Raw genomic sequence first — 19527 nt, 5'->3', positions numbered from 1 at the left:
TCAGTCTAGGTTGACGATCGTGACGGATGAGGAACTCCTCCAGGCGAGCACCGACCTGCGCGTCGCCCTCGGGCGGCTGGTCCGGCGGCTGCGGCAGGGGTACGTCGTCGGCGAGCTGACGCTGCCCGAGCGGTCGGTCCTGTCCCGGCTCGACCGCGAAGGCCCGGCCACCCCGGGCTGTCTCGCCGACCTCGAACGCGTCAAGCCGCAGGCCATGGGCGTCACGCTCGCCGGGCTGGTCGAGCGGGGGCTCGTCGAGCGCCGCAAGGACGACTCCGACGGCCGCAAGGTGCTGATGACGGTCACCGAAGCCGGCGTCAAGCTGCTCACCGACCGCCGGTCCGCGACCACCCGGCAGCTGGCGACCGCGCTGGCCGAGCAGTTCACCGAGGCCGAGCAGCGCGAGCTGATCACGGCCATCCCGCTCATCGAGCGGCTGGCGGACCGGCTGTGAGCTACAAGTGGGTCGCGCTGTCGAACACCACGCTCGGCGTGCTGATGTCCGCGCTCGACGGCTCGATCGTCATCATCTCGCTGCCGGCGATCTTCCGCGGCATCGGCCTCGACCCGCTCGCGCCCGGCAACATCGGCTACCTGCTCTGGATGATCCTCGGCTACCTGCTGGTGCAGGCCGTGCTGGTGGTGACGCTCGGGCGGCTCGGCGACATGTTCGGCCGGGTCAAGATGTACAACCTCGGGTTCGTCGTGTTCAGCGCCGCGTCGGTCGCGCTGTCGTTCGACCCGTTCCACGCCGGCGGCGGCGCGCTGTGGCTGATCGGCTGGCGGATCGTGCAGGCCGTCGGCGGGTCGATGCTGACGGCGAACTCGGCGGCCATCCTCACCGACGCCTTCCCCGCCGAGCAGCGCGGGATGGCGTTGGGCGTCAACCAGATCACCGCGCTGGCCGGGCAGTTCCTCGGTCTGGTCGTCGGCGGGCTGCTCGCAGAGATCGACTGGCGCGCGGTGTTCTGGGTCAGCGTGCCGTTCGGGCTGCTCGGCACGATCTGGTCGATCCGCAGCCTCCGCGAGGTCGGGACGCCGAAGCGCGCGAAGGTCGACTGGGGCGGCAACGTCACCTTCGCGGCCGGGACGGCGTTGCTGCTCGCCGCGATCACCTACGGCATCCAGCCCTACGGCGGCGGCGCGACCGGCTGGGGCAACCCGTGGGTCCTCGGCGGCATCGGCGGTGGCGTGCTGCTGCTCCTGCTGTTCGGCGTCATCGAGACGCGGGTCGCGGCGCCGATGTTCCAGCTCTCGCTGTTCCGGATCCGGGCGTTCGCCGCGGGGAACGTCGCCGCGTTGCTGACTTCCGTCGCGCGTGGTGGCATGCAGTTCATGCTCATCATCTGGCTGCAGGGGATCTGGCTGCCCCTGCACGGCTACGACTACGAGCGCACACCCCTGTGGGCGGGCATCTACCTGCTGCCGCTGACCGTCGGGTTCCTCGTCGCGGGCCCGGTGTCGGGCTACCTGTCCGACCGGTTCGGGGCGCGGCTGTTCTCCACCGGCGGGCTGCTGCTGGTCGCGGCCGCGTTCCTCGGCCTGCTCGCGCTGCCGGTGGACTTCCCCTATCCCCTGTTCGCGGCGCTGCTCGTGGTCAGCGGGATCGGCCAGGGCATGTTCTCCGCGCCGAACACCTCGGCGATCATGAGCAGCGTCCCGACCGAGCAGCGCGGCGTCGCCTCCGGCATGCGGGCGACGTTCCAGAACTCCGGCACCTCGCTGTCGATCGGCGTGTTCTTCTCGCTGATGATCGCCGGGCTCGCTTCGTCGCTGCCGCAGACGTTGACCAGCGGGCTGCAGGCGCACGGCGTCCCGGCTTCGGTGGCGGACGGCGTCGCGCGGCTGCCGCCGGTGAGCACGCTGTTCGCGGCGTTCCTGGGCAGCAACCCGGTCGGGCACCTGCTCGGCCCGGACGTCCTGGCCGGGCTGGCGCCGGCCGACCGGGCCACGCTCACCGGCGGGGAGTTCTTCCCGCAGCTGGTTTCCGGCCCGTTCCACCACGGCCTGGTGGTCGTGTTCACCGCCGCCGCGGTGATGGCGGTCGTCGCCGCGGTGGCGTCCGCCTCGCGCGGCAAGCGCTACTTCCACACCCCCGAGGGATCGAAGGAGAACCGATGACCGACGAGATCGTCGCCGGGACCGTCACCATCACCGGCCACGGCGGGGACGAGCTCGAGGCGTACCTGGCCAAGCCGACCGACGACACCCCGCGCGGCGGGGTCGTGGTGATCCACCACATGCCCGGCTACGACGCGGCGACGAAGGAGATGGTCCGCCGCTTCGCCGTCGAGGGCTACAACGCGCTGTGCCCCAACCTGTACACGCGCGAAGCACCGGGCGCGGACCCGGACGACGCGGCGGCGGCGGTCCGCGCGTCCGGCGGCGTCCCCGATGACCGCCTGGTCGGCGACGTCGCCGGTGCGGCGGACTACCTGCGCGCGCTGGAGAACGCGAACGGCCGCATCGGCGTGATCGGCCACTGCTCGGGCGGGCGCCAGGCCTTCCTCGCCGGGTGTTCGCTGGACCTCGACGCGGCGGTCGACTGCTACGGCGCGTTCGTCGTCAACGACCCGCCGGAGGCCATGAAGCAGATGAAGCCGCTGCTCGGCCTGGCGCCGCAGCTGTCGTGTCCGCTGCTGGGCCTCTTCGGCGCCGAGGACCAGTTCCCCGGCCCGGACGAGGTCGCCGTGCTGGCGGCGGAGCTGGAGAAGCTGGGCAAGGAGCACGAGTTCCACACCTACGCGGGCGCCGGCCACTCGTTCTTCTCGGTCGACCGCCCGAGCTACCGCCCGGAAGCCGCGACGGACGGCTGGCAACGCATCTTCGACTTCTACGCCCGCACGCTCGCCGCCTGAGAGGACTCGCCATGTGCACTTACCTGACCGAGAAGTTCGCCCTCGAAGGCAGCGGCAAGGGCGCCCGCGGCTGGTTCCGGCTGAGCGAGGGAACCGTGTACGTGGACCACCCGGTCCACGCGCCGTACGGGCACACGGTGAACATCGACTTCCGCAACCCGGAGCTGGGCGCGTCGGCGCGGGTCGCGCTGGAACTCACGGAAGAAGACGCTCTCGCCCTGGCGGACGCGATCCACGCGGCGGTCAAGTCCGCTCCGGCGGGTCTGGCTTCGCGGAACCAGTAGGCCCCGTGCCGTTAAGGGGCTCTTCGTATTGATCTGTGGGTGGTCACCGGCCTGGGAGGTCGGGTCGGTGACCGCCGAGGGCGAGCATGGCCAGCGCCATCAGGGAACGGGGTGTGCGGAATCCGTAGGCGATGCGGGTGAGGAGCCGGATTTTGGTGTTGGTGGCTTCCAGCAGCGCGTTGGACAGGCCAAGACGGAGGCTGGCGTGGATCGGGTCGAGCTGGCGGCGGACCTTGCGGCCCAGCCGGACGAACTCCTCGATCCGGCAGCGTTGCGCCCAGGACAGCCAACGGGTCAGGCCTTCGATGCCCTCGGTGCCGCCGACTGCGAAGACTGACCGGAGGCCTTCTTTGAGCAGGTAGGCCCGGTGCAGTTCGGGTGCCGCGGTGGCGATCCAGTCCAGCTTGGCTTGTTGCCGGCCGGTGAGATCTTCAGGGTTTTTCCAGAGCGTGTAACGGGATCGTTGCAGTGTGCGGGCGTCCCCGGCCGATTCCTGCGACCGTCCCTCGCGTGGGCGCCCACGCCCGCCGGGGGCGTTGCGGGCCTGGTTCCAGATCCGTCGCCGCACCAGATCCAGCTCGTGGGTGGCCCACTGCACGACATGGAACGGGTCCGCGCACCGCACCGCCTGCGGCGCCCGGTCGGCGACCACGGCGGCGATGTAGTGCGCGGCGTCGGCGGTGACCTCGGTGATCCGTGCGGAGCGCTCGTCGCCGAGCTGGTCGAAGAAGGCATGCAAGGTCGCTTTGGTGCGGCCTTCACCGAGCCAGACCAGCCGGCGGGTGTCGTGGTCGACTACCGCGGTCAAAAACAGCTGGCCGCGCCGGTAGGAGATCTCGTCGATCCCGATTCTGCGCAGCCCGTCGAGCCGGTCGGTCCGGGCGTCGATGTCGGCGGACACCCGGGTGATGATCGCCCCGACTGTGGGCCAGGCGATCCTCATCAACGCTCGCACTGCCGACTTGGAGGTGTGGCAGGCCAGCCACGCCACCGTGTCGTCGAAGGCGCGGGTATGCCCCGCGCCGTGGCGGGCCCAGGGCACCGCCGCGACGATCACCCCGTGCCGCGGGCATCGCACTCGGGGTGCGTCGGCTTCGATGAACGCCTGCACGGTGCCCAGATCCAGCGCCCGCCACCGGCGCCGTCCGCTGCCCCGGTCGAAACGCGGGCAGCGTGCACCACAGCATCCGCACCGGCGTCGGGCCCGCGCCACCGGCCGGGCATGCACCACCACGACCTGCCCGGGATCGAACTCGACATCTTCGACCACGGCTCGTTCCAGGTCGAACAACCGCTGCCATAGACTGGCTTTGCGCACGCCGTTCTCCGATCACTTCGTTCCTGACTCTCGACAAGCCAGAAACTAAGCCGGACAACGGCGTGCGCCCTCACGCCACGCTCAACCACCCACACATCGGTGCAAAGAGCCCGTTAAGGCCACCTTACGGGCGTCTGACGCCCGTAAGGTGGCCTTAACGGCACTTGTCAGGGCGTGTAGAGCGCGCCCAGGAACTCCAGCAGGAGGCGCTCCCGCAACGGCGCCGGTGCCGTTGCGAGGAGCGCGTTGATCGAGGCCATCCGGTCCGGGAGGCCCGAAGCGCCGCCGAGACCCGCGGCCGCGAGCAGGCCCGCGAACTGTTCCGGCGTCAGGGTGGCCGGGTCCAGGGCCGCCACGAACTCGGCCACGGCCGGGTCGACGACCACCGGGCCGGAAGCGCGGGCCGCGTCGACCGAGGCCGCGAGGTCGTTCAGGAACTCCTTCTCGCTGCCGTGGTTCGCCGCCGTCACCGTCAGGTGGAGGTTCACCGGCGACGCCAGGTGGGCGAACTGCGGCTGGACGTACCAGCCGCGGGCCTTCATCTCGTCCGCCACCGTGAACAGGTCGAAGCCGTCGTCGCCGGTGAACGCGATCAGCGTCGACACCGGGTCGCCGAGCACCCGCAGCCCGTCGATGTCGCCGATCCCGGCCCGGATGCGCGCCACCGCCGAACGCGTCGACTCGGCCAGCGAGAGGTACCCCTCGGGGCCGAGGTGGCGGACCACCGCCCACGCCGCCGCCAGCGGACCTCCCGAGCGTGTGCTCTGGATCGTCGTGTTCAGCATCGTGTAGCCGGGCCAGGCCGCGCTCGCGAAGTAGTGCGAGCGCCGCAGTTCCGCCGACGCGTGCAGCAGCACCGACGTGCCCTTCGGGCAGTACGCGTACTTGTGCAGGTCCACCGAAATGCTCGTCACGCCGGGGACGCGGAAGTCGAACGGCGGCACGTCCGCACCGAGCCGCGCGAAGTACGGCAGGACCCAGCCGCCGATGCACGCGTCGACGTGCATCCGGACGCCGCGGTCAAGTGCCGCCGCCGCGATCGGAGCGATCGGGTCGAGGACGCCGTGCGCGTACGACGGCGCACTCGCCACCACCAGGACCGTCGAGTCGTCGATCGCCGCCGCCATCGCGGCCGGGTCCGCGCGGAAGGTCTCCGGGTCCACCGGCACGTCGATCCGGCGCAGCCCGAACAGGTGGGCCGCCTTGTGGAACGCCGCGTGGGCGGTCGTCGGCAGCACGATCGACGGCGAAGTGATCGAAGGGTGGGCGTCGCGGGCGGCCAGCACCGCCAGCAGGCACGACTCGGTTCCCCCGGACGTCACCGAGCCGACCACGCCCGGCACGTCGCCGAGCAACGCGGCGGCCTCCGCGACGAGGTCGTTCTCCATGCGCAGCAAGCTCGGGAACGCCGTCGGGTCGAGGCCGTTGGCCGACGACGCCAGCGCGTGCGCGGCCGCGCCGAGGGAGTCCACTTCGGACAGCCCGCTGTCGTACACGTAGGCGAGGGTGCGGCCGCCGTGGGTCGGGAGGTCGCCCGCGCGCAGTTCCCGCAGTGCCGCGAGGACGTCCTCAGGCGGGTTCATGGCGCGGCTCCAGGACCTTGCGCCGCAGCAGCGGCAGGGCCAGCGCGATGAGCACGCCGGGGATGATCGACGAGCCGACCAGGATCGCCACGATCGCGCTGTCGGGCTGGAAAGCCGTGGCGTCCGTGCTCGACACGTAGCCGCCGAACGCCAGGATGAGCGCCCACAGGCCGCCACCGAAGGCCAGCCCGAGCGTCTCCCCCGCGGTCCACACGCCGGCCGCGATCCCGGCGCGCGTCTCGCCGGTGCGCTCCTCCTCCGCCGTGATCAGGTCGGGCAGGATCGCCAGCGGGAACACCGAGATCCCCGCGTAGCCGACCCCGCACAGCGCGACGAACACGAAGGACACGAACAGCGGGATCGACTGCGCGAACACCAGGCCCAGCAGGCCGATCGCGAAGGCCGCGGTGGCCAGCCGGAAGCCGTTGAGCTTGCCGACGCGGTCGCCGAGGCGCGGCCACAGCGGCATGGTGACCAGCGCCGGGCCGACGAAGATGACGAACAGGATCGTGCCGTAGCCCTCGCTGCCGAGGATGCGCTGGGCGAAGAACGGGATGGCGGCGAGCACCGTGCCGATGCCCAGCGCCTGGATGAAGTACGTGCCGAGCAGCCAGCGGAACGGCCGCCAGCCGGCCAGCGTCCGCACCAGCTCCTTGAGGCTCACGGTGTTCGGCCGCAGCGACCCGACCGGCGCGTCCTTGAGCCCGAAGTACACCAGCAGCGTCGCGGCCAGCACGATCAGCCCGATCACCACGGCCATCACCCGGTAGCCGGTGACCCCGCCGATGCCGGTGCTGATCGCCGGGGCCCCGCCGCCGCAGACCAGGATCGTCACGGCCAGCACGCCGATCCGGACGCTGGTGAGCTTCGTGCGCTCGGTCGCGTCTTCGGTCAGCTCGGCGGGCAGCGCGTTGAACGGCACCTGGAACAGCGCGTACGCCGTGGCGCACGCGGCGAAGGCGATCGCCACGTACAGCGCGTCCGGCAGCGGTTTCCCGAACCCGGGGTGGGCGAACATCGCGGCGAAGAGGATCGCCACGCCGATGCCGCCGATCAGCAGGAAGCGCCGCCGGCTGCCGGTCTTGATGAGGTCGGCGTCCGAAAGCCGGCCCGCGATCGGGTTGAACAGCACGTCCCAGGCCTTGGGCACGAACACGATCGCGGCGGCCCAGCCCGCGGGCACGGCCATCGTGTCGGTCAGGTACTTGACCAGGACCAGGCCCGGGACCGTGCCGAAGGACCCGGTGACGAACGAGCCGAGCGAATAGCGGAACCTCGTCCGGCCGGACAGCGTCGCCATGGTCCTCCTCGCAGAGCGGATCCCGATGCTGCGATCAGTAGTGGATCTCGGCCCGCACCGGGTAGTGGTCGGAGGGAATCGTGCCACCGTCGTAATGCACCAGCCGTACCGGGCCGACCTCGGCGCGTCGCACCGAGCCGACGTAGTCCAGCGAATCGCGGTAGGTCGCCGGGACGGACTTCGCCGCGGCCGGGTTGGTCGCCGCGTCGAAGGTGTACTCCCCCGCTCCGGTGGTCCGCAGCGTGCCGCCGAGCGCCGCTTCGCCCTGCTCGGCCTGGGTGCGCCCGGCGGCGTCGCGGCGGCCCTGCCCGGCCCAGTACTCGATGTTGAGGTCACCGGCGACCGCCACGGCGTCCCCGGCCGGGACGCGGGCCGCGGTCAGGTCGCGGAGTTCGCCCAGCTGCGCCATCCGGACCTCGTGCGCCTTCGGCAGCGTCTCGGGTCCTTCGTCGGCCTGCAGGTGCGTGCCCGCGAGCCAGAGCGCCTTGCCGTGGGCGGCGATCCGGACCAGCGCGGCGCCCTTGTTCGCCAGGTAGTCCGCCGTGCCGGAGTAGGAGTTCCGGTAGACGAGCTGGTGCTTCTCGGTGATCGGGTACTTGCTGAGCACGGTGACGCCGCCGTTGACGACGAACGGCGAGGCCGAGCAGTTCCCGCTCACGCTCGACCAGCCCGCCGACGCCGAGCAGTACTGGCCGACCAGCGGGGTCTGGAACGGATAGGCGTCGGCGAGGCGGTCGCGCAGGTCTTCGGCCTGCGCGCTGAACGCCTCTTCGAGCACGACGACGTCGGTGTCCTGGCCGCGGATGACGTGCTCGGCCGCCTGTGCCCTGGCCTCCTTGTCGGCCGTGTTCGGGTTGGCGATCCACGGCAGCTGCCAGAGGTTGAAGCTGAGCACGCTGACCGAGGCGTCCGCGGCTTGGGCGGGGGCGGCGGTGAACGCGGCGATGACGACGGCGGCGAGAAGGGCGGTCCGGCGCACGCGGGGTCCTTTCAGGAGACGACGAAGGCGCGGGAGGTCCCGCTGAGCTGGGCGATGGCGCCGGTGAGGCCGTGCTTCCACGCCCCGAAGTGCACCACCCGGTACTTGCCGACCGGGGTGTTCGCGGGGATGTCCCAGGTGACTTCGGCGCGCGACTCGCTCACGAACGTCCGCGTCCAGCGGAACTTCGTGGCCCAGTCGCCGTCGTCGGCGTAGCGGACCCAGCGCCCGTCGGCGTACCGCTGGATCTCCAGGAACGTCCCGTCGCGGCGGAGGTCGTTCTTCGGGTGGCCGGTCACGAACGCGACCGACACCTGCTCGCCACGGCGATAGCTGCTCTTCGCGTCGGTGACGACGTCGCCGAAGCTCTTGAGCGGCGGCGCGCTGTCGAAGACGACGCCGGGCTGGAAGCTGACGAGCTTCCCGCGCAGGTCACGCGGTATCGGGCCGTGCGGCACGGTAGTCCCCGCCTTCATCGCCGCGGCGAGCTTCCCGAATTCCTGCTGGTACGCCGGGAGCGTGTAGCGGCCGAAGAGCGTGGACGCGCCTTCGTACTGCTGCGAGTCGTACTCCTCCGGCGTCGTCACGTACTGGCTGTAGGCGTTCGAGTAGCCCTGCATCAGGACGTTCTCGAGCGGCACGCCGAGCGCGGCGGCGACGGTCTTCCGGATCCGCAGCCCGGCGACGATCGTGTACTCGGCGGGCCCGGCGACCAGGTGCAGCTGCCCGATCCGGACGAGCTGCAGCGGCAGCACCTCCGGCGCCCACGGGTACGGCTTCATCGCGCCGAACGGCACCGCGACGACCTTCGGCGCCTGCGCGTCGGCCAGTGCCTGCGGGATCGGCGCGTCGATGCCGCCGAGCCAGTCGATGAACGGGTTCTTCACGCCTTCGGGCAGCGGCAGTCCCGGGCCGTCCTCGGTGCTGCCGGCCAGCATGGAGACGCCGATCGCGGCGGTGCAGGTGCGGTGCGGGCGGCCGTCCGGGGTGAAGCTGCCGTCGACCGCCACGTCCGACATGTCCACGTAGGTGAGCCGGTGGTCGACGCCACCGGTGATCTGCTCGGTCGCCGCGTCGAACGCGCGTTTCGCCGCCTGGAACTGGAGTTCGCCGATCCGGCGGGTGTTCTCGAACTCCGTCTCGGGGGTCCCGGGCTTCAGGTTGAGGTTCGGCGTCATGTCGCCGGAGTTGGTCTGGGCGAAGGCGGCGACGAACCCGGGCGGGCCGTCGAGGTAGCGGACGCCGGCGTGGTCGTGCTCCCACGCGTAGGCGGCGTAGCCCTTGTTGTCGCTGCTGATCAGGTGGTTGCCGTTGCTCATCGACGTACCGTGGGTGGCGAACCAGGTGATCGCGCCGACGTCCCGGCCGCCCTGACGGAAGCGCAGCACCGTGACCGCGGGGTCGATCGAGAGCGGGAAGTGGTCCTTGTCGGGGTTGCGTTCGAAGGCGGCTCGCGAGCGGTTGGCGCTGGCGTCGGTCAGCTCGGTGCGGCCGAGGGTCAGCTCGCCGGGCTTGAGGTCGTCGTGGGCCCGGGCGATCGCGTCGGTGATCCCGGCGACGACGGCGTCGTAGGTCTGCTGCTGGAAGCCGAGGATCGAGAGGTCGTAGGCCGCGTAGTGCGAGTCGCCACCGCAGGCCGAGTGGGTGTGGGTGGCGTTGAGCAGGACGTTCTGCTCGGTGTAGCGGTCGCCGTACTTCTTCGCGAGTTCACGCAGGACGCCCTGGTGGACGGACTGGAACAACGCGCCCAGCTCGGCGGTGACGAAGACGATCCGGCGCGTGCCGTCGTCGACGATGAAGGCGCGGGCCCGGGTGCGCAGGTGGATGCCGGCGGTCTGCTGCTGCGGCATCGAGTAGCCCATCATGCCGTTCTCGGCGGCGGGCCCGGTGACGTCGCCGATCCCGACACCGACCCGCAGCACCGGCGCGGCCGACGCCGGTCTCGCGACGGCGGCGAACGGGAGCGCGGCGGCTCCGGCCAAGACGTGACGACGGCTCACCCGCATACGGTCTCCCGACTAACGTGAACGACTTTCGCGTTAGTCGGGGACCGTACGGGAGGCCGGAGGCCCGGGCAACCCGACAAAAGTGCCGACAGCTGCCGGCGGGCTCCAGGCGCCGCGGAGATGTCATGAAAGGGTCGTTCATGTCGTCTGGCGAGGTGAACGACCCTTTCATGACATCGCGGACCGCCGGATCGGGTCAGCCCAGCGCGTCGGCGATCTTCGCCAGCGTCGCCGCGTCGCCGCGCAGCAGCAGCTGGGTCACCACCGTCTCCTCCCACGCCTGCAGCTCGTCCCGGATCTTCGCCGGCGGCCCGATCAGCGACGTGTCCTCCACCAGCGACGTCGGGATCGCGGCCGTCGCCTCCTCCTTGCGCCCGGCCAGGTACAGCTCCTGCACCTTGTCCGCCACGTCCTCGTACCCCAGCCGCGCGAAGACGTCGTGGTGGAAGTTGACGGTCTTCGCGCCCATCCCGCCGATGTACAGCGCCAGCGACGGCTTGATCCACGACGCCGCCTCCTCGACGTCGTCGTGGACGATCACCGGGATCGAGCACGGCACCTCGAACGTCTCCAGCGTGTGCCGCGCCCCTTCGCGCGCGAAGCCCTCCTCGAGCGCCGCCTTGTAGAAGGCGTTGCTCTTGGGCGAGAAGAACAGCGGGAGCCAGCCGTCACCGATTTCCGCGGCCAGCGCGACGTTCTTCGGGCCCTCCGCGGCCAGGTGGATCGGGATCTCCTTGCGCAGCGGGTGCACCGTCGGCTTCAGCGCCTTGCCGAGGCCGGTACCGCCCTTCAGCGGCAGCTGGAAGTGGGCGCCGTCCAGGGTCACCGGCGCCTCGCGGGCGATCACCTGCCGGACGATGTCCACGTACTCCCGCGTCCGCGCCAGCGGCTTCGGGTACGGCTGGCCGTACCAGCCCTCGACGACCTGCGGGCCGGACGCGCCCAGCCCGAGCACCATGCGGCCGCCGGAGAGGTGGTCGAGGGTCATCGCGCTCATCGCCGTGGCCGTCGGGGTGCGCGCGGACATCTGGACGATGTTCGTGCCGAGGCGGATCCGGCTGGTGGACGCGCCGTACCAGGCCAGCGGCGTGAACGCGTCCGAGCCGTACGCCTCCGCCGTCCACACCGAGTCGAAGCCGAGCTCCTCGGCCTTGAGCACGGCCTCCAGCGCGCCCGGGGTCGGGCCGCTGCCCCAGTACCCGACGTGGAATCCCAGCTTCACGAATGCCTCCTAGACGTTCGGCGCGTAGTGCTCGGGCTTGCCCCGCTCGGACAGCGGGGGCAGGTTCCTCCGTGGAGTCTCGACCACCGGCGCGCTCGCAGCCACCTCGCCGCGCACGCGGCGCCAGCCGGCGCGCGCCCGGGGGTGGTAGCGGCGGTCGTGCGGGACGAGCTTGAACACGGCGTTGATCAGCTTCCCGGCCCGCCGGTGCCGCCGCGCGTCGCGCTCGGACCAGCGCAGGCCGAGCAGGTCGCGGATCTCGCGGTCGTAGAGCCCGGTGGTCAGCCACACGAAGTTGCGCGCAATCAGCGCGCTCACCGGCCGCCAGAGCGCGTCCGGGAGCCAGGGCAGGAACGGCGGCTTCGCGATCCCGCGCAGGTCGAGGACGTCCCGCGTGGCCTTGTTGTCCTCCAGGACCTCGGTGCACATGTGCTTCCAGTAGCGCTGGAAGTCCTCCCAGCTCTCCGGCACCGGCCGCATGGTCATGTCGTACATCCGCCACCACGTGACGTGCTCGTCGAACAGCCGCCGCTTCTCCGCCTCGCCGATGCCGCCCATGAAGTGGTCGGCGATGAGGATCGTGCTGACGAAGAACGTCGAGTGCGCCCAGTAGTAGGTGTCCGGGTCGAGCGCGTGGTAGCGCCGTCCCTTTGCGTCGACCCCCTTGATGCGGTCGTGGTAGCCGCGCACCTGCAACGCCGTCGCGTGCGCTCGCGGGCCGTCGTACACCACGCCGCCGATCGGGTAGAGCGAGCGGAACAGCCGCTGCCAGCGCTCTTCGAAGAACCGCGAATGCTGCTCGACGCCGGCGCCGAGGCCGGGGTGCATGTTCTGCATCGAGCCGGCCCACAGCGCGATGAGCAGGCCGCGCCAGTCGCCGAAGTACTTCCACGTGAGCGAGTCCGGGCCCAGCGGTTCGGGGGCGTCCATCTGCGGCTCTCCTCGTCGAGTCCAACTGACTACGGTTGTTGTCAGGCTAGGATCTGACAACACGCGTAGTCAACAGTGGAGTGATCATGCCGGGCCGCACGTGGGCGGGCACGACCCTGGACGACCGGAAGGCGCTGCGGCGCGAGCAGCTCGTGGCCGCGGGTCTCGAGCTGCTGGGCACCGAGGGCTCGGCCGGGACGAGCGTCCGCGCGGTGTGCCGGCACGCGAAGCTGACCGAGCGCTACTTCTACGAAAGCTTCGCCGACCGCGAAGAGCTGGTCGCGGCGGTGTACGAGCACGTCGGCGAGCAGGCCCGGCAGGCGCTCGTCACCGCGGTGCGGGACGCGCCGAGCCCGGTCCAGCGGGCCGAGGACGCCGTGCGCGCGTTCGTCGAGCTGATCGTCGACGACCCGCGCCAGGGCCGGGTCCTGCTGCTCGCGCCGCTGACCGACCCTGCGCTCACCCGCCGGGGGCTGCACCTGCTGCCGGTCTTCGCCGCGCTCGTCGGGGAGCAGCTGTCCCACGGTGACGAGACCGAACGCCAGATGGTCGCCATCGGGCTGGTCGGCGCGCTGAGCAACGTCTTCATCGCCTACCTCGACGGCTCGCTGAAGGTCTCGCGCGAGCGGCTCGTGGCCCACTGCGTGAAACTCGTGCTCGGCGCCGACGACCACTGACCTCACCTCCGACCTCGTGACACTCGCGCGGGTGATCGGGCACACTCAACCCATGCGTACCGCTGGGCGGAACGACGGTGCGAGCGGCGACGGCCTCGTCGCGGCCCGGCTCGCCGCGCTCCTGGAAGCCTTCCGGCCGGGCGACGAGACGCTCGGCGTCTCCGAGCTGGCCCGCCGGACCGGGCTGGCGAAGACGACCGTGCACCGCCTCGTCGGGCACCTCGCCGGCGCCGGCCTCCTCGAGCGCGAAGACGGCGCCGTGCGGCTCGGGCTGCGGCTGTTCGAAATCGGCCAGCTGGCCTCGCCTCGCCGGGGGCTGGTCGAGGCGGCCCGGCCCTACCTCGCCGACCTGCGCGAGGCGACGCGCAACACCGTCCACCTCGCGATCCTCGAAGGCACCGAAGTCGTCTACCTCGACGTCCTACGCGGCCCGGACGCGCCGACGCTGCCGTCCCGCATCGGCGGCCGGTTCCCCGCGCACGCCACCGGGGTCGGCAAGGCGATCCTCGCCTTTTCCCCGGAATCCGTGGTGAACCAGGTGATCGACGCCGGATTGCCCCGGATGAGCCCGAAGACGATCACCGCGCCCGGCCTGCTCCGCCGTCAGCTCACGCGGGTCCGCGAGGACGGGATCGCCTTGGAGCGCGAGGAATCCGGCGTCGGCGTCGTGTGCGCGGCGAGCCCGCTGCTCGACGCGCACGGCGTCGCGGTCGCCGCCGTCTCGATTTCCGGGTGGGCCAACCGGATGCGGACCGAACGGGTCGCACCCGCCGTCCGGACAGTCGCGCTCGCGTTGACCCGGACACTCTCCGGATCCACTCGGGAAAGTCGGAAATAGCCCTGCGGGACAAGGGTTTTCGCGGGCGGCTACGATCTCGTCCGATGGCCCAGCACAGCCGGGAGCCGACCGGCCCGGCCCGCTCCTCCGCCGCGCACCGGTTGCTGTCGCTCGACATCGTGCTGGCGCTCCTGGCGCTGGCCGGCGGCCTTCGGGTGCTGTACCTCGCCGCGCCCGAACCGGTCCTGCCCGCCGAAGCCGCGAACGTCGCCCACGCCTACGCGCTCGGGCACCTGACCCCGTTCACCGACGCGGGCGACGCCGGGTTCAGCCCGTTCGGCTGGTGGCAGCTCTCGGCGTACACGATGGTCACCGACGCCTTCGGGCGCTCGGCGACGGCGGTCGCGGCGGTCCGCGAAGCCGTGCTCGTCGCCGCGGTGCTCAGCGCCCTGCTGCTGTGGTTCCTGGCCCGCCGGCTCGGCCTGACGCGGTGGGCGGCGGCGGCCGCGGTGCTGCTGCTCGCGGCGTCCCCGCTCGCGCTCGGCCTGCAGCGGCTGGTCGTCGTCGAGCACCTGGCGGTGGTGTGGGCGCTGGGCGCGCTGGTGCTCGTCACCCAGCCCGGCGCGCGGATCCGGCACGACGCCGCGGCCGCGCTCTGCCTGCTCGCCGCCGTGCTCACCTCGCCGCTGGCGCTGGTCTTCCTGCCCGCGGCGGGCTGGCTGCTGGTGCGGCGCGCGCCCGTCCGTGCCGCTTTGGTGGCGGTGCTGCTCAACCTGGGGCTCGGGATCGCGTTCGGCCCGGCGGCCGCCGTCCTGCGGCCGCACCTCGCCGACAGCGGCCGCCCGTCGGTCACCGCCTGGGTCGCCCTCGACCCGGCGTGGGCGGTGCTCTCGACCGTGGCACTGGTGGCCGCGCTGGCCGTGACCGCGCTGCGGCCGTTCGCGGTGACCGGCCTGCTCCTCGTGGCGGCCCTGCTCGTCCCCGGGGTGCCGGACACCGCCGTGCTCGCGCTGCTGCTGCCCCTCACCCCGCTGCTGCTGGCCGCGGTCGGGCAAACCGCGTCGCGGCAACGACCCCAGGCCCACCGGTGGAACCCCGGCCGCGGTCCCGGGACGACGCTCGTGTCGGTCGTCCTCGTCGCCGTGATCGCGGCCGGCTGGGTGTTCGGCTACCCGGCCCTGCGGCCGACGACCGGCCGCGGCGGGCCGCTCGCCCAAGCACAGCAGTGGTTGCTGGCCAACGCTTCCGGTGCCCGGGTGCTGGTCGACGACGGCGCCTGGGCCGAACTCGCCAACGCGGGCTGGCCGACCGGTCTCCTCGTCCCGCCGGCGGCGTGCGCGGCCGGCTGCCCGCCGGTCGAGTGGGCGGTCTTCGCGGACGGCACGACCGATCCGCGCGGCCGCTACCCCGCGCTCGGCATCGTCCTCGCCGAAGCCGGTGTGACGGCGGTCTTCGGCGACGGCCACCAGTCGGTCACGGTGTCCCGGCTGGGTCTCCCGGCCGCCGACCCCGCCGCGCCCTCGGAGGAGTCCGCCCGCACCCACGCGGGCGAGGCACTGGCAGCATCGGCGCGGATCAGCCTGCCCCCGGACGCCGCCGCCGTGCTGCGCGCGGGCCACGTCGACCCGCGGCTGATCGCGACGATCGCCGCGCTGGCGGCACTGCGGCCGGTCAGCGTCGGGGCGTTCCCCGCCGTCCCCGGCGAAGACCCCGCGGGGCAGCCGCGTCGCCAGGTGCTCCTCACCGGGGGCAGGGACGCGGTGACCGCGTTCTACACCGGCCAGCGCGACCTGTTCCGCCCGTCCTCGGTCACCGAGACCGCGGGCGGCGTGCTCGTCACCTACCCGCTGTTCGCGCCCCCGGGCCTGCTGCTCCCGTTCTCCTCCCCCTGACGGGGTCGTGCCGCCGGGCCTAGAACTCCTTGATCAGCCCGCGCCGGGCCAGCTCGGGCCGGACGCCGTCGCCGAACCAGTACGCCTCCTCCAGGTGCGGGTAGCCCGACAGCACGAACTCGGTCACGCCGACGCTGTGGTACTCCTCGATCAGGTCCGCGACCTCGGCGTGGCTGCCGACCAGCGCGGTTCCGGCGCCGCCGCGGACCAGGCCGACGCCGGCCCAGAGGTTCGGGTGGATCTCCAGGCCGCGGACACCGCCGTCGGTGCGGCCGCCGTGCAGCGCGACCATCCGCTGCTGCCCGACCGACTCGCTCGCCGCCAGCTGCGCCTGCGCCTTCGCGACCTGCTCCGGGCTCAGCGCGTCCAGGAGCTTTTGCGCCTCCGCCCAGGCCTCGGCGGAGGTGTCGCGCGAGATCGTGTGCAGCCGGACGCCGAACCGGATCGGCCGGTCGCCCGCCAGCTCGCGTACCTTGCCGATCTTCTCCGCGACCTGCGCGGGCGGCTCGCCCCAGGTCAGGTAGACGTCGGCGTGCCGCGCCGCGACCGGCAGCGCGGCGGGCGACGAGCCCCCGAAGTAGATCGGCGGCACCGGGTCCGGCGCGGCCAGCGTCGTCGCGCCTTCGACCCGCAGGTGCTCGCCTGCGAACGTGAACGGCTGTCCGGACCACACCCCGCGCACGATGGTCAGGAACTCGTCGGTGCGCGCGTAGCGGGCGTCGTGGTCGTGCCAGTCGCCGAAGCGCCGCTGTTCCACGGCGTCGCCGCCGGTGACGATGTTCAGCAGGACCCGGCCACCCGACAGGCGCTGGAAGGTACCCGCCATCTGGGCGGCGAGCGTCGGCGAGATGACTCCGGGACGGAACGCCACCAGGAACTTCAGCCGGGTGGTCTCGCGGATCAGCGCGGCCGTGGTGAGCCACGCGTCTTCGCACCACGTGCCGGTCGGGGTCAGGACCCCTTCGAAGCCCTGCCGTTCGGCGGCCCGGGCGACCTGGGCGAGGTAGTCGAGATCCGGCTGGCGCTGCGCCGACGGGCCCTGGGACCGGTTGGCGTGGAAGCGTTCCACGATCGTGCGGCCGTCGCCGCTGGTGGGCAGGAACCAGTGCAGCCTGACGCTCATCCGTTGCTCCTCGCCTGGTCCAGGTCGGCCGCGAACCGCCGGTCGGCGAACGCGGCGAAGTCCACCTTGCCCGGTAACGTCTTCTCCTCGGTGAAGGCGTCCGCGAGCTGCTGTTCGGACGCCACCACGGCGTCGTCCAGCGCGATCGGCAGGTCACGTCCGGCGTCGACCGCCTTCCGCGCCACTTCGAGCTTCAGCCCGGTCTCCTTGGCCCAGGCCGCCGCCCATTCCGGCCGGTGCGTGTCGGCCCACTTCTGCGCCTTGACCACCCGCACGGCGAAGTCGCGCAACGCCGAGTTCTTGCCGGGGTCGGCCAGCGCCGCGGTGCTCGCGGTCAGGAAGCCGAGGCCGTTCGAGGCGCCCCGGCCGTCGGCCAGCACCCGGGCGTGCGCTTCGATCTGCGCCTGCGCGGTGTAGGGGTCCCAGATCGCCCAGGCGTCGATCGTGTGCTGGGTGAACGCGGCGTAGGCTTCCGACGGCTGCAGGAAGTTCAGCTTCACGTCCTTTGTGGACAGACCGTTGTTGTGCAGCGTGTTCAGCAGCTGGCCGTGCGCCGAAGTGCCCTTGCCGACGCCGATCGTCTTGCCCTTCAGCTCGGCGACGGACTTCAGCGGCGAGTCCGGCGGCACCAGCACCGCTTCCCGCTCGACATTGCTGCGCGAAACGCTGATCACCTTGATCTTCGCCTTCGCCGCGGCCGCGAAGATCGGCGGCGTGTTGCCGACGCGGCCGGTGTCGATCGCGCCCGCCGACGCCGCTTCCAGCAGCGGCGGCCCGGAGGTGAAGGTGGCCCACTCGATCTTGTACGGCGTCCCGTCCAGCTGGCCGGCCGCGGTGAGCAGCGACTTGACGCCGCCCTTCTGGTCACCGACCTTGAGCGTCACCTTCGCCAGGTCCGCCGCGCTCACCGGGCCCGGCACGGCCGCCTGGTCGGTGCCGGTCGCCGAGCCGCAGCCGGCCAGCACCAGCGCGGCCGCGACGGCGGCCGTTCCCCTACGCCACAGCATCTTCGGTCACTCCCAGGTCCGCCAGCACGCGGCCGCGGAGGTCGTCGTGGTCATCGGTTTCGCGCGGCCGGTGGGTGGCCACGATCCGGCCGCCGTCGAGCACCAGCACCCGGTCGGCCAGGCGCAGGGCCTCGTCGACGTCATGGGTCACCAGCAGCACGCCCGGCCGGTGCCGCCGCCAGAGGTCCAGCACCAGGCCGTGCATCGCGATGCGGGTCAGCGCGTCGAGGGCACCGAACGGCTCGTCGAGCAGCAGCAGGTCGGGTTCGCGCACGAGCGCGCGGGCCAGCGACACGCGCTGGGCCTCGCCGCCGGACAGCGTGAGCGGCCAGTCGTCGGCGTGCTCGGCCAGCTGGACCTCGGCGAGCGCTTTCCCGGCCAGCGCCCGGTTGCGGGACTTCGAGACGCCGTCCTGGCGCAGGCCGAGGACGACGTTGCGCCAGACCTTGCGCCACGGCAGCAGTCCCGGCTGCTGGAACGCGACCGAGACGGTGCCGGTGACGTCCGCGCCGCCCTCGACGTCGGCGTCGAGCCCGGCGAGCACGCGCAGCAGCGTCGACTTGCCGGAGCCGCTGCGGCCCAGCAGGGCGACGAACTCGCCGCGCTCCACGGTCAGGTCGAGTCCACTGAGGACGGTGCGGTCGCCGAACCGCTTCGTGAGGTCGCGGACCTCGGCTACCGGGTTCGCCACCGCAGCACCTTCCGTTCGAGCAGCCGGACCAGCGCGTCGGTGACCAGGCCGAGCAGGGCGTACAGGACCAGGCCGACGACCACGACGTCGGTGCGCAGGAACTCCCGCGCGTTGTTGATGAGGTAGCCGACGCCGGCGTCGGCGTTGACCGTCTCGCCGACGATCAGCGCGAGCCAGGCGATGCCGAGCGACTGCCGCAGCCCGACGAGCGCCTGCGGCAGCGCACCGGGGATGACGACGTGCCAGAGCCGTTCCGCGCGGCTGAACCCGAGCGCGCGGGAAGCTTCGACGAGGTTCGGGTCGGCGCCGCGGATTCCGGAGTGGACGTTGAGGTAGAGCGGGAAGGCCACGCCGAGCGCGACCAGCACGATCTTCGTTTCCTCGCCGATGCCGAACCACAGGATGAACAGCGGGATCAGGCCGAGGAACGGCAGCGTGCGCAGCATCTGCACGGGCGGGTCGACCAGCACCTCGCCCCAGCGGGACAGCCCGGACACGATGCCGAGCAGCACCCCGATGACGGCGCCGATCGCGAACCCGGCGCCGACCCGGCCGAGCGAAACCGCGAACGCTTCACCGAGTTCGCCGCTGCGCGCGACTTCGACGCCGGCCTGCACGACCGTCCACGGTGAACTGAGCTTGTCGGGCGGCAGGACGCCGGTGGCGCTCGCGAGCTGCCAGGCGGCCACGAGCACCACCGGGCTGATCCAGCGCCGGAGGTCGACGCGCCGCGCCTTGCGCGGTGGCCGGCGATCGGCCGGCCGGGCGCGCGCGAGCACGCCCGTGGTGGAAATCGACACGGATTTCTCCCGGGGACGGGGGTTTCTTCGATTGCGTGGCCCCGACCTTCCGGTTAGTGGGAAGCGAAGTCAATCCGCG

The 19527-nt window shown here is 72.1% G+C and carries 18 protein-coding genes; 7 read left to right on the top strand and 11 right to left on the bottom strand.

All coding sequences use genetic code 11. The features are described 5' to 3' along the window. Positions 1–19 precede the first annotated feature (19 nt). Genes EIY87_RS45405 through EIY87_RS45390 form a run of 4 tightly spaced genes read left to right on the top strand, consistent with a single transcriptional unit; the run spans position 20 to position 3142 of the window. Positions 20–454, top strand: coding sequence for a MarR family winged helix-turn-helix transcriptional regulator (locus EIY87_RS45405; RefSeq protein WP_225440431.1), 435 nt, complete (start codon positions 20–22; stop codon positions 452–454). After that, the gene (locus EIY87_RS45400) at positions 451–2121 is read left to right on the top strand and encodes an MFS transporter (protein WP_125316280.1); all 1671 of its coding nucleotides are present in this window, start codon (positions 451–453) and stop codon (positions 2119–2121) included. Before EIY87_RS45405 ends, EIY87_RS45400 begins: the two co-directional genes overlap by 4 nt. Further along, on the top strand, positions 2118–2858 hold the full coding sequence (locus EIY87_RS45395) for a dienelactone hydrolase family protein (protein ID WP_125316279.1): 741 nt from the start codon (positions 2118–2120) through the stop codon (positions 2856–2858). Before EIY87_RS45400 ends, EIY87_RS45395 begins: the two co-directional genes overlap by 4 nt. A gap of 11 nt (positions 2859–2869) precedes the next feature. After that, positions 2870–3142, top strand: a complete 273-nt coding sequence (locus EIY87_RS45390; RefSeq protein ID WP_086860049.1) for a DUF6295 family protein — start codon at positions 2870–2872, stop codon at positions 3140–3142. A 43-nt stretch (positions 3143–3185) separates the two neighbouring features. Here the strand turns inward: EIY87_RS45390 and EIY87_RS45385 are convergent, their stop codons facing one another. The 7 genes from EIY87_RS45385 to EIY87_RS45355 form a co-directional block, all read right to left on the bottom strand. Continuing rightward, the gene (locus tag EIY87_RS45385; RefSeq protein ID WP_125316278.1) at positions 3186–4460 is read right to left on the bottom strand and encodes an ISL3 family transposase; all 1275 of its coding nucleotides are present in this window, start codon (positions 4458–4460) and stop codon (positions 3186–3188) included. Between the two features lie 167 nt (positions 4461–4627). After that, positions 4628–6043 carry a pyridoxal phosphate-dependent decarboxylase family protein gene (locus EIY87_RS45380; protein ID WP_125316277.1) on the bottom strand — a complete coding sequence of 472 codons (1416 nt, stop codon included), beginning with the start codon at positions 6041–6043 and terminating at the stop codon, positions 4628–4630. After that, complete coding sequence (locus EIY87_RS45375) at positions 6030–7343, bottom strand: MFS transporter (protein ID WP_125316276.1); 1314 nt, start codon at positions 7341–7343, stop codon at positions 6030–6032. Before EIY87_RS45375 ends, EIY87_RS45380 begins: the two co-directional genes overlap by 14 nt. A gap of 34 nt (positions 7344–7377) precedes the next feature. Continuing rightward, the gene (locus EIY87_RS45370) at positions 7378–8322 is read right to left on the bottom strand and encodes a sphingomyelin phosphodiesterase (protein WP_125316275.1); all 945 of its coding nucleotides are present in this window, start codon (positions 8320–8322) and stop codon (positions 7378–7380) included. An 11-nt stretch (positions 8323–8333) separates the two neighbouring features. Further along, positions 8334–10328, bottom strand: a complete 1995-nt coding sequence (locus EIY87_RS45365) for a neutral/alkaline ceramidase (RefSeq protein ID WP_125316274.1) — start codon at positions 10326–10328, stop codon at positions 8334–8336. Positions 10329–10524: 196 nt separating this feature from the next. Beyond that, entirely contained in the window at positions 10525–11550 is a 1026-nt protein-coding gene (locus EIY87_RS45360; RefSeq protein ID WP_125316273.1) for an LLM class F420-dependent oxidoreductase, read from the bottom strand. 9 nt (positions 11551–11559) lie between these two features. After that, on the bottom strand, positions 11560–12480 hold the full coding sequence (locus EIY87_RS45355) for an oxygenase MpaB family protein (protein ID WP_125316272.1): 921 nt from the start codon (positions 12478–12480) through the stop codon (positions 11560–11562). A gap of 86 nt (positions 12481–12566) precedes the next feature. Between EIY87_RS45355 and EIY87_RS45350 the strand changes: the two genes are divergently transcribed. Genes EIY87_RS45350 through EIY87_RS45340 form a run of 3 tightly spaced genes read left to right on the top strand, consistent with a single transcriptional unit; the run spans position 12567 to position 15827 of the window. Next, positions 12567–13157, top strand: coding sequence for a TetR/AcrR family transcriptional regulator (locus EIY87_RS45350; RefSeq protein ID WP_125316271.1), 591 nt, complete (start codon positions 12567–12569; stop codon positions 13155–13157). A gap of 52 nt (positions 13158–13209) precedes the next feature. Further along, complete coding sequence (locus tag EIY87_RS45345) at positions 13210–13995, top strand: IclR family transcriptional regulator (protein ID WP_125316270.1); 786 nt, start codon at positions 13210–13212, stop codon at positions 13993–13995. Positions 13996–14039: 44 nt separating this feature from the next. Further along, on the top strand, positions 14040–15827 hold the full coding sequence (locus EIY87_RS45340; protein ID WP_125316269.1) for a glycosyl transferase: 1788 nt from the start codon (positions 14040–14042) through the stop codon (positions 15825–15827). Between the two features lie 19 nt (positions 15828–15846). Here the strand turns inward: EIY87_RS45340 and EIY87_RS45335 are convergent, their stop codons facing one another. From EIY87_RS45335 to EIY87_RS45320, 4 genes are read right to left on the bottom strand one after another with little or no spacing between them, the layout of a single operon-like run. After that, a complete protein-coding gene (locus EIY87_RS45335; RefSeq protein WP_125316268.1) occupies positions 15847–16950 on the bottom strand; it encodes an LLM class flavin-dependent oxidoreductase in 1104 nt (367 codons plus the stop codon). Continuing rightward, the gene (locus EIY87_RS45330; RefSeq protein ID WP_125316267.1) at positions 16947–17957 is read right to left on the bottom strand and encodes an ABC transporter substrate-binding protein; all 1011 of its coding nucleotides are present in this window, start codon (positions 17955–17957) and stop codon (positions 16947–16949) included. Before EIY87_RS45330 ends, EIY87_RS45335 begins: the two co-directional genes overlap by 4 nt. After that, a complete protein-coding gene (locus tag EIY87_RS45325) occupies positions 17944–18648 on the bottom strand; it encodes an ABC transporter ATP-binding protein (protein ID WP_125316266.1) in 705 nt (234 codons plus the stop codon). The genes EIY87_RS45330 and EIY87_RS45325 overlap by 14 nt, the downstream gene beginning before the upstream one ends. Continuing rightward, positions 18633–19448, bottom strand: coding sequence for an ABC transporter permease (locus EIY87_RS45320; RefSeq protein WP_125316265.1), 816 nt, complete (start codon positions 19446–19448; stop codon positions 18633–18635). The genes EIY87_RS45325 and EIY87_RS45320 overlap by 16 nt, the downstream gene beginning before the upstream one ends. Positions 19449–19527 lie beyond the last annotated feature (79 nt).

Origin of the sequence: Amycolatopsis eburnea (assembly GCF_003937945.1) — a bacterium.
Taxonomy (GTDB): Bacteria; Actinomycetota; Actinomycetes; order Mycobacteriales; family Pseudonocardiaceae; genus Amycolatopsis; species Amycolatopsis eburnea.
The sequence above is the reverse complement of the archived record's forward strand: the minus strand, read 5'-3'. Positions and strand labels throughout refer to the sequence as shown.